Below are 14,069 nucleotides of genomic sequence, written 5' to 3' on the forward strand. Positions count from 1 at the left end.
AGACATCCCATTTTCTAATGGGATGTTTTTTGCTAGAATAGGTTTATGATAAAGATAGAACAAGCAAAAGCAGAAGATCTAAAAGATATCGCAAATATCGAAGCCATTTGTTTTCCTCAAACAGAAGCATGTGGATATGAAGAATTTGTGAAGCGTTATGAAGTTTTTGGGGAGAATTTTCTTGTCGCGAGAAAGGATGATCAAATCGTTGGTTTTATCAATGGCAATGAAACAAGTCAGCGCTATCTTCCTGATTGCTTCTACAGTGATGCTTCATTGCATGATCCCAAAGGTATTTATATGACTGTCTTTGGGATTGATGTATTGCCCACATACCAGCATCAGGGGATTGCAAGCATGTTGATGCATGCCTATATTGATCTTGCAAGAAAGAAAGGAAAAGAGGGTATCATTCTCACCTGCAAAGATCGCTTATTGCCTTTTTATGAAAGCTTTGGCTATAAGAAATTACAGGACTCTTTAAGTAGTCATGGTGGGGCAAAGTGGAATGATATGTTTTTAGAAATCTAAGGCTGACTTAGAATTTGAAGCTAGGTATAAATATGTGTGGACGTTATTTTATTGATCGTAATATTATTGATAAACTGCTTGAAGATATGTATGATGCAAGAATAAAGCCTGGGGATGTTCATCCTGGTGATTTTGGTATCATTGCTTCACAAAAAGGCTATGAAGTCATGCAATGGGGGAAGCCGATTGGTTCAAAGCTTGTCTTTAATGCGAGAAGTGAAAGCGTGACGACAAAGCCATTCTTTCAGGATGATTTCAATAAGCGACGTTGTGTCATCTTTGCCCGCAGTTTCTATGAATGGAATCAGGAGAAAAAACAATTTCGCTTTCATTATCCCAAAAATGGCATGATGCTGATGGGTGGTCTTTATGATCAAGCAGGACATTATGTCATTATCACTAAGCCAGCCAATGATTCGATGATTGCTATTCATGACCGCATGCCATTTTTACTTGCACCAGGGGTTATGAAGGATTATCTTTTTGATGAAGAAAAAGCGAAAGCATTATTAAAACAAAAACAGCCACCTTTAGTAAATGAGGCTATGGATGGCCAGTTATCATTATTTGAGGTGTAGATATGAACAAGGAAAATATTGTAAAAAGAAAAATGATTGCCTTTGATCATGGTGATCCTAAAAGAATTCAGCACTTTCTTAAAGTCGCAAGCTTCGCCAACATGATTGCCATTGAAGAAGGTTTAGATAATGAGATTGTAGAACGTGTGACCCTTGCTGGCTATGTGCATGATATTGGTATTATTGTTGCAGAAAGTCAGGGCTTAAAGAATACGCCTAAACGACAGGAAGAATTTGGGCCCAAGCCTGCAATGAAGCTCTTAAAGTCAGCTGGCTATGATGATGCATTATGTCAGCGTGTTGGCTTTATTGTTGGACATCATCATACCATAAGTGCGGTTGATGACATTGATTTTCAGATTCTTGTTGAAGCGGATTATCTTGTCAATGCCTATGAAGATGGGGATGACAAAGAGAAAATCAAGAATGCCCGCGATCATTTCTTTAAGACGGCTTCAGGCATAAGAATCATCAATGAAATGTTTGGCTTAGAGGGGTAAGATCATGTTCATGGATGAATTTTTAAGAGAAATCTATGTAGCCATATTTGCAAAATGGATTCAATTGCAGGATCATGGCGATATTGGTGTGACAGAAGGCAAGGTTGGAGAAAATACTGCCCTTGATTTTGATACAGCTGGAGCTAAAGGCCAGGTTGTATTTCACCAGGATAATTCCATCATAGAATTCTCAATTACCAATAAGAAGAACCAGAATATTGAATTCTATCTCCATTTTCAATTACAGACTCTTAAACATGCAGTTGGTATTTATCAAGAGTTTATGGATATCATGCATCATGTGGATGATCATAAGACTGTCAAGGTCCTCTTATCATGTTCCTCAGGTCTAACGACAAGCTTCTTTGCCCAGGAACTCAATAAAGGTGTACAAACATTGAATCTTGATTATGAATTCTCAGCCGTTGCTTACAATGAATTAGCAGATGCTGGAATGAATTATGACATGATTTTACTTGCCCCACAGATAGGCTATCAGCTTGCCCGTGTACGCTCTATTTTCCATCGTATTCCTGTGCTGACTTTGCCTTCAGCAATCTTTGCGAAATATGATGTTGGTGCTACCATTGACCTGATTAAAGAAACTCTCACCCAGGCGAAACCAGAGAAAAAGGAAGAAGCATTACCAACATTATCCCTTAATTATGACAAAAAGATTTTAGCGATTGGTATATTAAAGAATTATCGTCATACCCATATCCATTATCGTGTCTATCAGAATGCTGAAGTGCTATTGGATGGTGAGAGAATCCATGATCAGCTCAATCTGCGTGATCTCAACGATATTATTGACTATGTCTTATTAGAACATTCCGATATTCATTATGTCGGTATTGGGGCACCAGGTATTATTCATTATGGCTTTATGACTAATGAAAATGAAGGCTTTGATTATACGGATGTGGCTGGTTATCTTAAAAGCAAGCATCCAGAACTTGGCTTTTCTCTTGATAATGATGTCAATGCTGTAGCAGCAGGTCTTAATGTGCTTCAGGATGACTGTGACTCGGTCAGTTTCTATTTCCTGCCAAGAGGACATAATCGGGGTGGGGCAGGTACAATCTTCCACGACCGGGTTATTAAGGGCTATATGAATATTGCTGGTGAAACACAATATTTGCCTTTGACCTACAGTGATGATCCAGCAATACTTGCCCGCTATGAAGAAGGCGCTAAGGAAGTTGTGGCTAAGAATCTTGTGGCCTTAATTGCGACAATTGGACCACAATTATTGACCTATTATTGTTCCAATGTACCAAGTGTTGATGAACTTGTGGAAGAAATGGCAAAATATATTCCAAAGAAGTACATCCCGCCTGTAAGAAAGATTGAAAATCTTAAAGAATTCATTCTTTTTGGGGAAATGATTATGTGTATCAATCGTATTAGAGATTGTAAAGGAAATATGTAAGGAGTGATAACATGAAATATGCTTTTATAAATGGTCATATCTTGGATGGTAGTGAACATATGGAAGTCATCTCCCATAAAGTCATTCTCACCAACAATGATAAAATAGAATCCATCACTGATGAAAGCACATCACGGGCTGGTTATCAGGAAGTTGATTTACAAGGGGCATTCATTATGCCTGGCTTGATCAATATGCATGTCCATCTTCCTGGAAGTGGCAAACCTAAAAGAAAACAGAAAGATAGTGCGAAGGCAGCTGAGATGGCAACACGCAATAAGCTTTTTCGACATATGTCCATGAAAATGTGTGAAAACTATGCTCGAACGGAATTAATGAGTGGTGTAACGACAATCAGAACTGTCGGTGGGCTATTGGACTATGATACGCAAATAAGAGATAAAATTAATCGTGGTGAACTTGTTGGACCGCGTATTCTTACGAGCAATCAGGCGATTACAGTTGAAGGTGGTCATATGGCCGGCTCTGTTGCACGTGTTGTTGGCAATGAAAAAGAAGCACGCCAGGCTGTTGATAACCTTGTTGAACAGCATGTAGATTTTATTAAGCTGATGATTACTGGTGGGGTTATGGATGCGACTGAAAAGGGTGGCGCTGGAGCTTTGAAAATGCCCCCTGAAATCATTAAGGCGGCTTGTGATGAGGCTCATCGTAATAACTTGATTGTTGCTGCCCATGTGGAATCAAGTGAAGGTGTTCGTGTTGCCTTAGAGAATGGTGTGGATTCCATTGAACATGGGGCTATGTGTGATGAAGAAATCATTGATCTTTTTAAAAAGCGTCATGCCTTTCTTACAACAACTATTTCACCAGCACTTCCTTTTGCCTTGTTCGATCGTAAGATTTCTCATTGTAATGAAATCCAGCAATATAATGGCAAATTGGTCTTTGATGGCATTATTGATAATGCCAAAAAAGCCCTCGCCAACAATATCCCCGTGGCTCTAGGAACAGATACCGCTTGTCCCTATGTGACACATTATGATATGTGGCGTGAGCTTATCTACTTTGTCAAGTACTGTGGTGTTTCTCCACGCTATGCCCTCTATAGTGCAACATTGGGTAATGCGAAATTATTGAATGTCGGCAAGATCACAGGCTCTATAACAGCTGGTAAATATGCCGATATGATTGTCACAAAGATCAATCCACTTGATGATCTTTCAACACTCAGTAATGTGACGCATGTCATCATGCGTGGCAAGCTTTATAAACCTGATTATATCAAGAAATATGCAGAGGTCGAACGTCAGCTTGATCCTTTCTGTAAACTCTAGTGACTAGCATGAGCGCATTGCTCGTGTTAGTCTTTTTTAAAGAAATGAGAAAAGTTGAAGAGAATGAGGAAAAACTATAGAATAAGAACCACAACAAGAAAAAGGAGAAGAAAATGTGAGCGATAGACCATTCTTTGAATTCTTTTGAGTAAGATGAATTTCTTTCTTTAGACTTGAGAGCTTCTTGCCCGTTAGCTTTACAGAGATTCGACCATTCACGTATTCTGTTGTCACCATTTTTCGCCATATCTAATTCTGATGCGATCTCAGTTGCTGATTTCTTTTCTGACTGATAATCCAGTACAGCTTTCAGCTTCTGTTCAAATGTATATTTTGCTTTTCTTCCTATAATAAAACCCCCTAAAAGCAGGGCAGTACATATTGTGTATTTGTACTGTCTACCTTTAGGGGATCATATCAGATCATGGTCTTAATCTTTAATATATGATTTTGAGATTTCCTTAATTGCTTTTTTCATCTTGTTGTCATAAACAGTGAAATGATACTTGTTTAAGTAGTATGCATTGATATCTGTTTTGACTTTATCAAGCTTATAAAGAGCAGAAACAATATCATCCTTATGGGCAGCACGATCAGTGTTATAAACATAAACAACAGCATAAGCACCTGTTGAAAGCTTTACAGCACTGCCATAGACGCCATCTTTTTTCATCTTATAGAGAGTACTTGCTTTCTTGACAAGATTGCTGTCAGCTGATGACTTTGTAGAAAGAATACCAACATCAGTACTTGTGCTTGATGCATCCGCAAGTTTCTTATAGTCCTCTTCACTCTTGATTGACTGAATAGCTTTTAATGCCTGAGATTCTTTTTCATAAGTGAAATACTTGACATAGCTGACTTTATATTTGTCAATGGCTGTTGTGAACTTAGAAGTGAGATACTTCTTCACAAGGGCATTCTGTTTTGCGTTAGGTGTAAGTGTGGCTTTTCTGAAGGCTTCTTCAGAACTGTAGCCAACAGATTTCGCATAGTCCTTCACAGAACCCATATAATTCTTATATTGATCTTCAAGTGCTTTCGTCTCTGTTTTAATACTTGCCTTATCAGCTTTTGTTGTAAGTTCTTTGTCAGCAATCTTCGTTAATGCCTGGCTGACAATTTCACTTGCGCCACTACCATCCATTAAATACTCATAATAGCCTTGCTTGCTGACGGTCGTATCGCCAGTAATGAGATCTTTCGATCCATCCGTTACCTTAGAAACATAATCAGTTTCTTTTGTATTTTTCACATAGTAGTAACCACCAATACAACCAGCTGCTAATACAATGGCTAAAACAAGACCAACAATCGCTTTTTTATTAATTGGTTTTTTTGTCTTTTTAACAGGAACCTTATGGACCTGTCTAAATTCTTTATTTTCGTCCATAATTATTTCCTTTCCTCAGCTCTGTTTTTAAGATTTTCATCAATCACTTTCTTGATGGCTTCTTTTGTAGCTTTGTCTTGATAAGTGATCTTATATGTCTTGAAGGCTTCATAAACCATATAGTTATCATAAGTGATGAGTGGTGAATTTGCATCAACATTCTTTAATTCCTTCTTGATCTTTTCCTTATCAGTTGAAGAACAGTAAAGGAAATAATAACCATTTGTGCCCTTGATGGCTTCACTTGTCTGTCCGGCTGTTAAAGTCAAAGCCGTACTTGCGACATCACTGCCATATGTATCGGATAAAGAACTTGTTGTATCAACAATACCTAGGCTGCCTTTAGCATTCTTTGTATCGTTGTCATCAGAATAACTTTTCGCAATATCACCAAAGTTCTTGCCACTCTTCAATAAGTCTTTTACTTCCTGCAGCTTGTCACTTTCCGTATTTGTTGGTGCATCTACAGATGCCATAGAAACCTTGATAATAGAAATATAACGTGGAGTTGCCATCTTGTAGTAATCATCAAAGACAGCATTGAAATGTTTCTTGACATAGTTCTTCATCATTTCCGCATACTGAAGAGAGTAAACAACTTTCTTACGATAATCAGCAATGCTTGAATATCCAGAAGATTTCAAGTCCTTTTCTAGCTGCTTCTCATATTCACTTTCACTATATTGTGATTTGTAGCTTTCTTTAATAGAATCAACCATGTTGTCAGCATTTTCTTCCATAGCTTTCGTTGCTGGATACTTGCTATGAAGAAGCTGATCTAGGGTGTAATTGAAAAGCTGTGTACGTCCTGAAGATGTTGAAGATATGCTTGAATAAATACTGTCGGCATAGACATTATCACCATCTAAGGATGCCACAACACTCTTGTTATTGACAGTTTTGCCTGCACTACAGCCAGACAAAAGCATCATGCCTGTAATTGTAAGACATGTTAGTCTTTTTACGTTCATACAAACCTCCTTAAGTAACAATCTTATTATACATACATTTCCCTTTTTTTCAATCTAAGCAGGCAAATCACAATCTTTCACATGAAAGATTTCTTATTATATTATTTGAGTTAGCCATATCTTTATTATAAAATGAGTGAACGAGGTGGTAGAAATATGTCAGTATTAAAAATTAATGATCTCCATGTCAGTGTTGATGACAAAGAGATTTTAAAAGGTATAACTTTAGAATTTAAAACAGGTGAAACACATGCATTAATGGGTCCAAATGGTAATGGTAAATCAACATTACTCTCAACAATCATGGGTCACCCTAGTTACAAGGTTACACAGGGTTCAATTACACTTGATGGTGAAGACTTGCTCGCTATGAGTGTTGATGAAAGAAGCCGTAAAGGAATCTTCTTAGGCATGCAGTATCCTGAAGCTATTCCTGGGGTCACAAATAGTGATTTCCTGAAAGCTGCAATTAACGCAAGAAGAGATGAACCTGTGCGTTTGTTTGATTTCATGAACAATCTTGATCAGGCAATCAGCGAACTTAAGATGAATGAGGATTTAGCACATCGTTATTTAAATGAAGGTTTCTCAGGTGGGGAGAAGAAGCGTAATGAAATTCTTCAAATGGAATTGTTGAAGCCAAGCTTTGCCTTGCTTGATGAAATTGATTCAGGGCTTGATGTTGATGCGTTAAGAATTGTCGCTGATGCCGTCAACAAGATGAAAGAAGAGAATGAAATGGGCTTAGTCATGGTATCCCATTATGAAAAGCTTTATCAGCTTGTTAAGCCTAGTCATGTTCATGTTCTTGTTGATGGTGAAATTAAGGCTGAAGGTGGCTATGAATTAGTCGAAAAGATTAATAATGAAGGCTATGAATGGCTTGTTGGTAAACAGGATAACAGTGATTTAATTGAAAAGCTCTTTGGCTTTGGAGGCAAGTAGTGATGGGAGAAAATAGTTATATTTATTCTCATCATGTGTTCTTAGAAGATGATCAAGTTAAGGATGTTGTCTTACCAGAAGGTGTTCATTTAGAAGGCACAACATTGTCCTTTGATGAAGGCAAGTATGACTTACATGTTGTGATCTCATTGCATCATGATGGTGAATTACATTATCATTTTGCAAAAAATACAACAGTTAATCTTGTTGAGACAAGAACACTGGCAGATAATGTCAAGCTTTCAAGAACATTCAAGGTTGATGAGAATGCGCATATCAATATCTTTAATGAAAATGATTCTGTCAATAAGGCAGCAATTCATTTTGATGATCAGGGTGTTGTTGGCCGTGATGCATCTTTCCACTTAGGCTACGCAGAGCTATCTGATGGCTCATTAGATGCCAATTATAATTTTATCTTAGCAGGTACAAATGCCAATATGAAGCTACGTATGGCAGCTTTAAGTAAGCTTGAAGAAAAGAAGCATTATACTGTTAATATCGAACATCATGCTCCATACACATATGGCATTATGGATAACTATGGTGTTGCGAAGGATGCTGGCAGCATGACGATTGATGGTATTGGGACAATTAAGAAGGGCATGCATAAGAGCGAAAGCCATCAGACAAACAAAATCATGGTCTTTGATGAAGCGTCTCGCGCTAGCGCAAATCCATATCTTTATATTGATGACTATGATGTCCAGGCATCCCATGCTGCTGGGGTTGGACGTATGGATGAAAACCATCTTTACTATCTCCAGAGCAGAGGCCTTACAAAACGCCAGGCTATGCAGCTCATCACTTATGGTTATTTAAAGCCAGTTATTGATGTCGTTGATAATCCTATGATTAAAGAACGTTTCGAAAAAGTCTTAGGAAAGGTTGGTGCATAGTATGTATGATGTTTATAAAGTAAGAGAAGATTTCCCAATGCTTAAAAACAATGTCAAGATGCATAATGCTCCACTCGTTTATCTTGACAGCAATGCAACAACACTTAAGCCACAATGCGTCATTGATGCAGTTGTCGATTATCTCTCCAACTATTCAGCTAATGCCGAAAGAGGGGACTATGATCTTTCCCATGATGTTGATATGCATTTTGAAGGGGCAAGAGAAACATTACGTCAGTTCATCAATGCGAAAGAAAAGGATGAACTGATCTTTACATCAGGTTCAACTGATGGCTTGAACATGGTTGCTTATGGCTATGGTCTCACGCATTTAAAAGCTGGTGACGAGATCCTGCTTTCATATGCTGAACATGCCTCTAACACATTACCATGGTTTGATGTTGCCAAACAGACAGGCGCTATCATCAAATATATTCCTATTGATGAAACAGGGCATATCACTTTGGATGCTGTTAAAGCAACAGTAACAGAACATACAAAAATCATTTCCCTAGCCATTATGACCAACGTTCTTGGCTTTGAAGTCCCTATTGGTGAGATTGCGCATTATGCCCATACAAAGGGCATTGTTGTTGTGGCTGATGGGGCACAATCCGTTCCCCATATGGTAACAGATGTACAGAAGGACGATATTGATTTCTTAGCTTTTAGCGGTCATAAGATGTTAGGGCCAACAGGGATTGGTGTCCTTTATGGCAAACGTGCCTTACTTGAAGAAATGCATCCTGTTCGTTCAGGGGGAGGAAGCAATGCCCGCTACAATAAAGAGGGTGAAGTGACCCTCAAGGAAATCCCTTATCGCTTTGAAGCAGGAACACCAAATATTGAAGGTGCTGTAGGCTTAGGCGCAGCTGCAAAATATCTCATGAATCTTGGCATGGAGAATGTTGTTGCTCATGAGGAAGCTATGCGTAAGTATGCGATTGAACGTCTTGAAGAGCTCGACAATGTCGATGTCTACAATAAAGAGGCGACTGGGGCAATCGCTATGAATATCAAGGACGTCTTCTCACAGGATGCTGCCTCTCTCTTTAATACCTATGGTATTGCCGTAAGAGCTGGCGAACACTGTGCAAAGATTCTTGATAACTATCTTGGTGTGAATTCTACTGTTCGTGCATCATTCTATGTCTATACGACAAAAGAAGATATTGATGCCTTTATTGAAGTATGTAAGAAAGGAGATGACTTCTTAGATGCATTCTTTAGATAACCCACTCGTTATGCGAGAAATCATTATGGATCATTACAAGAATCCAAGAAATCATGGCATTATTGATGATGATGCCTATATGAAAACCAATATGAATTCATCTACATGTATCGATAATATCGACATTGAAGCAAAATTCAATGGTGATATGATTGAAGATGTACGTTTTGATGGTGAAGCATGTGCTATCTCAACAGCTTCAACTTCCATCATGACAGAACTTGTCAAAGGAAAAAGCAAGGAAGAAGCACGTAAAATTATTGAAAACTACAAGGACATGATTTATGAAAAAGATTATGATCCTTCTTTAATACAGGAAGCCTATGTCTTTAAGAATACTTATAAGCAAGCCAATCGTATTAAATGTGCAACAATTGGCTGGAATGGGCTAGAACGATTAATTGATGAAAGTGAGGGGAAGAAGAATGGATAAGAACTTTGATGATATTCCTCTTACTGGTGTGGATAATTCAGCTGATTTCATTGAACCTGATAAAGCTGTCTTTACAACACCTAAAGGACTTAATGCAGATATTGTAAGAGAAATCTCTGCAATTAAAAAAGAACCAGAATGGATGCTGGAATATCGTTTAAAATCATTAAAAGAATTTGAATCAAGACCATTACCTACATGGGGTGTTGATTTAAGTGATATTGACTTCTCTGATTTCACTTATTATAAGCGTCCGGCTGATAATCAGACGAATGACTGGGAAGAGGTACCTGATGAAATCAAGGATACATTTGATCGACTAGGTATTCCTGATGCCGAAAGAAAATATCTTTCAGGGGTTTCAACACAATATGAATCAGAAGTTGTTTATCATAATATGCTTGAAGAAGTTAAAGAGAAGGGTGTTATTTTCTTAGATATTGATAGTGGTCTAAGAGAGTATCCAGAAATCTTCAAGAAGTATTTTGATACAGTTATCCCATACAATGACAACAAGTTCTCAGCTCTAAATGGGGCAGTATGGTCAGGTGGATCATTTATCTATGTCCCTAAAGGTGTTCACCTTGAAAAGCCATTACAGGCATATTTCCGTATTAATTCATCAGCCATGGCACAGTTTGAAAGAACATTAATTATTGTTGATGATTATGCCGATATTACCTATGTAGAAGGCTGTACAGCACCAAGCTACTCAAAAGATAGCTTACATGCCGGGGTTGTTGAAATTGTAGTTGGCAAGCATGCCCATTGCCGTTATACAACAATCCAGAACTGGTCAAAGAATGTCTTGAACCTAGTGACTCAGCGTGCTCGTGTTGATGTAGGTGGTTTTATGGAATGGGTCGATGGTAATATTGGTAGCCGTATTACGATGAAGTATCCTTGCTGCATTCTTGCAGGTGAAGGAGCTAAGGGCAACGTTATTACGATTGCTGTTGCAGATAAAACACAGATTATTGACTCTGGCGCTAAAATGATTCATTTAGCACCAAATACAAGCAGTCAGATTATTTCTAAGTCCATCTCTAAAAATGGCGGTAAAGCCAATTTTAGGGACTTGGTAACCCATGCACCTAAAGCTAAAGGAGCAAAGAGCAAGATTGAATGTGATACGCTCATTCTTGATCCTCTTTCAACATCCGATACAATTCCTACAAACAAAATGTTGAATAACGATTCAACAATTGAGCATGAAGCAACAGTCTCTAAAGTCTCTGAAGATCAGCTCTTCTATTTAATGAGTAGAGGTCTGACAAAAGCACAAGCAACAGAAATGATTGTCATGGGCTTTATTGAACCATTCTCAAGAGAACTTCCAATGGAATATGCCGTTGAATTGAATCAGCTGATTAAATTTGATATGAGTGATAAAGCCATTGGATAAGAAACAATTACGTAAGTCCATGATTCAAAAGAGACTAGCTCTTGATGAAGAAAGCTATCAGCATTACTGCCTGCAGATTCAAAAGCAGCTTGAATCATTAAAGGCGTTTCAAGAAGCACAGTCAATAGCGCTCTATATGAGCTACCGTCATGAAGTGGATACAAGAGCTTTGATGGCTAAGTATTTTGGCAAGAAAGAGATTTTTGTACCAAAATGTGTTGGTGATGATCTTGTCTTCTACAAGATTGAATCTTTTGATGATGTGGCTAAGGGGTATTTTGGGGTTGATGAACCTATTACAAACATTACAAGAAATATCAATGATATTGATTTTGTGGTTGTCCCACTCTTGATGTTTGATGATCAAAGAAATCGTGTTGGTTATGGCCGTGGTTTCTATGATCGTGCGCTAAAGAACTATCCCCACACAACATGTGGAATTGCCTTTAGCTTCCAGCATGTTAAGGATACAGAGCCGCATAGTCTTGATGTTCCATTGGATATGATTATTACTGACGAGAAGATCTATTAGGTCTTCTCGTTTTTTTCGTGATTGTGAGTTGTATACAATTATGGTATAATAGGAGAAAGTTGCGAGGGAAAAGTATGAGGGAAGAATTAATTCACAATATAATTAATAATAAAGATATACGTCAGAACTTGATTGCTTTAAAGAATGATATGCGTGATGATGAGCAGCTTGTCTCTGAAGAACTTTACAGTAAATTGAAAGTATTACTTCATGATGCGGATCCAAAGATCAGAAAGAATGCAGCACTTCTTCTAGGGTGCTATGGAAAAACAGCTGTTAAGAGTTTATTGTTGAATGCTTATCGTGAAGAAGACAAGGACTTTGTGAAAGATAGCTATCTGAAAGCCTTAAGCAAGCAGAATGTTAAGAGCATCATTAATGACCTCAAGGAGATACAGGCAGATTTGTTGGCCGATGAGCACACTGACAGCAAGCACATCCAGGCTCAGCTTAAAATCCTCAATCCAATCATTCTTTCATATACAACACATAAGAAAAAGATGATCAGACTCTTACATAAGGATGTTGATGTCATTCTCACAACATTGCCCTATTATCAGTTCACACTCTTTGAATATGTCCTGCATTTAAAATATAAGCCAGTTGGACAGGGGGTACTTGTCCGTACAAATTCCGTCTACGATTTATTACCATTACGTAATTATCGTGATATGATCATCCCTATTCATAAGTGTGCCAATATGCCAAAGGATGCAGATGTCATAATTGAATGTTTCCGTCAGAGTAATTTACTTGACTTGCTGGATCGTTTATTTGATAGTAATGAGCTTTTCTATTATCGTTTATCAGATCATTTACGTGAAAAAGACCCAAAGCTTATTCAGGCTGTTGTCAAAGGGTTATATGATCTTTATCCAGATAAGCTCTTAAATGTCGTCAATAACTATGAGATTGAGATTATTTTCAAGGAATTAAGAGAAGGTTATGTCTCTGCCTATTTAAAGCTGTCAACACTGGAGAATCCACGCTTTGATTATCGTAAAGAAGTCATTTCTAATTCCATGCAGCCTTATGTAGCAGCGACTTTGCTAGAACTTGCCAAGCCCTATATGACTGATCATGCCAAAGTGCTAGATCCTTTTGTAGGCAGTGGGATTACTTTGATTGAAAGATGTCTCATGCGTCCAACAAGCTTTGCCCTAGGCCTGGATATTTACTCCAAAGGACTAGAAGCAGCTAAGCGTAATACAAAAGCGGCTAATCTCAATATCCATTATGTCAATAAGGATGCATTGCGCTTTGTCAATGGGGAAATGTTTGATGAAATCATCACCGACATGCCAACCTATGCACAGATGCGTAATAAGCAGGAATTAGAGAAGCTCTATGATACATTCTTTAAACGTATCCACCGTCTTGTTAAGCCAGATGGCTATGCCTTTATCTATACAAGTGAAATAGGTCTTGTAGAAAAGAATTTACGTGTTAATAAAGGCTATCTTTCACTTATTGAACACTATGACGTCCCACGTGGAAAGAATCAGTTCTATTTCTTTATTATTCAAGTCAGATCTTAGGACCTGGCTTTTTTGAATAAAAGAAAAACAGATCATTGCTGATCTCAGACTGTTGACGATTAACCACATCGTTGGCGGTCTTTTTTTATAGATTGATATATTTTATGATTCATCCTCTTTTTTCTGAATATATTTCTCCAGATAATAAAAAAATTGGGCCTAGATCCTTCTATCCTATCCCCATCGCCTTTAACGTTTCCTCATTTTGATGCTCAAAGCAGGAATTTTGGGCGCAATGCGCCTCCTGCATCCTTCCAAGGTATGTGCATAACTTCTTGAGATTCATTCCTGTGAATATCAACATAAGATTATCATACACTCTTTCGAATCCTGTATATAGCGTATAGTCCAGCCCGTGTCTTCTCTTGCCATCCGCAAAT

General features: G+C 38.0%; 15 protein-coding genes. 12 read left to right on the top strand and 3 right to left on the bottom strand.

Features of this window, described 5'->3' with window-relative positions; all coding sequences use genetic code 11:
• Positions 1-45: 45 nt before the first annotated feature.
• The 5 genes from T529_RS0106410 to T529_RS0106430 are packed head-to-tail and all read left to right on the top strand — an operon-like array spanning position 46 to position 4,339.
• Positions 46-531, top strand: coding sequence for a GNAT family N-acetyltransferase (locus tag T529_RS0106410; RefSeq protein ID WP_033162793.1), 486 nt, complete (start codon positions 46-48; stop codon positions 529-531).
• A gap of 14 nt (positions 532-545) precedes the next feature.
• Positions 546-1,109 (top strand): SOS response-associated peptidase, encoded by a 564-nt coding sequence (locus T529_RS0106415; protein WP_162172993.1) that lies wholly within the window; start codon positions 546-548, stop codon positions 1,107-1,109.
• Between the two features lie 2 nt (positions 1,110-1,111).
• The gene (locus T529_RS0106420; protein ID WP_033162795.1) at positions 1,112-1,609 is read left to right on the top strand and encodes an HD domain-containing protein; all 498 of its coding nucleotides are present in this window, start codon (positions 1,112-1,114) and stop codon (positions 1,607-1,609) included.
• 4 nt (positions 1,610-1,613) lie between these two features.
• Positions 1,614-3,041: an ROK family protein gene (locus tag T529_RS12560; RefSeq protein ID WP_051646886.1), complete on the top strand. Its 1,428-nt coding sequence runs from the start codon at positions 1,614-1,616 to the stop codon at positions 3,039-3,041.
• 11 nt (positions 3,042-3,052) lie between these two features.
• Positions 3,053-4,339, top strand: coding sequence for an amidohydrolase family protein (locus tag T529_RS0106430; RefSeq protein ID WP_033162796.1), 1,287 nt, complete (start codon positions 3,053-3,055; stop codon positions 4,337-4,339).
• A 430-nt stretch (positions 4,340-4,769) separates the two neighbouring features.
• Here the strand turns inward: T529_RS0106430 and T529_RS0106435 are convergent, their stop codons facing one another.
• Positions 4,770-5,732: a hypothetical protein gene (locus T529_RS0106435; protein WP_051646887.1), complete on the bottom strand. Its 963-nt coding sequence runs from the start codon at positions 5,730-5,732 to the stop codon at positions 4,770-4,772.
• A 2-nt stretch (positions 5,733-5,734) separates the two neighbouring features.
• Positions 5,735-6,703 (bottom strand): peptidylprolyl isomerase, encoded by a 969-nt coding sequence (locus T529_RS0106440; RefSeq protein ID WP_051646888.1) that lies wholly within the window; start codon positions 6,701-6,703, stop codon positions 5,735-5,737.
• A gap of 156 nt (positions 6,704-6,859) precedes the next feature.
• On the opposite strand from T529_RS0106440, the gene sufC reads away from it, so the two are divergent.
• From sufC to T529_RS0106475, 7 genes are all read left to right on the top strand, one after another.
• Positions 6,860-7,648: a Fe-S cluster assembly ATPase SufC gene (gene sufC / locus T529_RS0106445; protein WP_033162798.1), complete on the top strand. Its 789-nt coding sequence runs from the start codon at positions 6,860-6,862 to the stop codon at positions 7,646-7,648.
• Positions 7,649-7,650: 2 nt separating this feature from the next.
• On the top strand, positions 7,651-8,547 hold the full coding sequence (locus T529_RS0106450; protein WP_033162799.1) for a SufB/SufD family protein: 897 nt from the start codon (positions 7,651-7,653) through the stop codon (positions 8,545-8,547).
• 1 nt (position 8,548) lies between these two features.
• Positions 8,549-9,781, top strand: a complete 1,233-nt coding sequence (locus T529_RS0106455; protein WP_033162800.1) for an aminotransferase class V-fold PLP-dependent enzyme — start codon at positions 8,549-8,551, stop codon at positions 9,779-9,781.
• Positions 9,765-10,214 carry a Fe-S cluster assembly sulfur transfer protein SufU gene (gene sufU / locus T529_RS0106460; protein ID WP_033162801.1) on the top strand — a complete coding sequence of 150 codons (450 nt, stop codon included), beginning with the start codon at positions 9,765-9,767 and terminating at the stop codon, positions 10,212-10,214. The genes T529_RS0106455 and sufU overlap by 17 nt, the downstream gene beginning before the upstream one ends.
• Positions 10,207-11,619, top strand: a complete 1,413-nt coding sequence (gene sufB / locus T529_RS0106465) for a Fe-S cluster assembly protein SufB (RefSeq protein ID WP_033162802.1) — start codon at positions 10,207-10,209, stop codon at positions 11,617-11,619. Before sufU ends, sufB begins: the two co-directional genes overlap by 8 nt.
• On the top strand, positions 11,612-12,151 hold the full coding sequence (locus tag T529_RS0106470; protein WP_033162803.1) for a 5-formyltetrahydrofolate cyclo-ligase: 540 nt from the start codon (positions 11,612-11,614) through the stop codon (positions 12,149-12,151). The genes sufB and T529_RS0106470 overlap by 8 nt, the downstream gene beginning before the upstream one ends.
• 74 nt (positions 12,152-12,225) lie before the next feature.
• Complete coding sequence (locus T529_RS0106475) at positions 12,226-13,689, top strand: methyltransferase domain-containing protein (RefSeq protein WP_033162804.1); 1,464 nt, start codon at positions 12,226-12,228, stop codon at positions 13,687-13,689.
• 169 nt (positions 13,690-13,858) lie between these two features.
• Here T529_RS0106475 and T529_RS13485 read toward each other — a convergent pair.
• Positions 13,859-14,069, bottom strand: a 211-nt coding sequence (locus T529_RS13485) for a hypothetical protein (protein ID WP_033163620.1), incomplete at its 5' end; no start/stop codon positions are given.

This window comes from Sharpea azabuensis DSM 18934 (genome assembly GCF_000702165.1).
GTDB lineage: Bacteria > Bacillota_I > Bacilli_A > Erysipelotrichales > Coprobacillaceae > Sharpea > Sharpea azabuensis.

Coding starts and splice junctions, on each gene's coding strand:
- T529_RS0106410 (WP_033162793.1), top strand. CDS start 46: ATGATAAAGATAGAACAAGCAAAAGCAGAAGATCTAAAAGATATCGCA.
- T529_RS0106420 (WP_033162795.1), top strand. CDS start 1,112: ATGAACAAGGAAAATATTGTAAAAAGAAAAATGATTGCCTTTGATCAT.
- T529_RS12560 (WP_051646886.1), top strand. CDS start 1,614: ATGTTCATGGATGAATTTTTAAGAGAAATCTATGTAGCCATATTTGCA.
- T529_RS0106430 (WP_033162796.1), top strand. CDS start 3,053: ATGAAATATGCTTTTATAAATGGTCATATCTTGGATGGTAGTGAACAT.
- T529_RS0106435 (WP_051646887.1), bottom strand. CDS start 5,732: ATGGACGAAAATAAAGAATTTAGACAGGTCCATAAGGTTCCTGTTAAA.
- T529_RS0106440 (WP_051646888.1), bottom strand. CDS start 6,703: ATGAACGTAAAAAGACTAACATGTCTTACAATTACAGGCATGATGCTT.
- sufC (WP_033162798.1), top strand. CDS start 6,860: ATGTCAGTATTAAAAATTAATGATCTCCATGTCAGTGTTGATGACAAA.
- T529_RS0106450 (WP_033162799.1), top strand. CDS start 7,651: ATGGGAGAAAATAGTTATATTTATTCTCATCATGTGTTCTTAGAAGAT.
- T529_RS0106455 (WP_033162800.1), top strand. CDS start 8,549: ATGTATGATGTTTATAAAGTAAGAGAAGATTTCCCAATGCTTAAAAAC.
- sufU (WP_033162801.1), top strand. CDS start 9,765: ATGCATTCTTTAGATAACCCACTCGTTATGCGAGAAATCATTATGGAT.
- sufB (WP_033162802.1), top strand. CDS start 10,207: ATGGATAAGAACTTTGATGATATTCCTCTTACTGGTGTGGATAATTCA.
- T529_RS0106475 (WP_033162804.1), top strand. CDS start 12,226: ATGAGGGAAGAATTAATTCACAATATAATTAATAATAAAGATATACGT.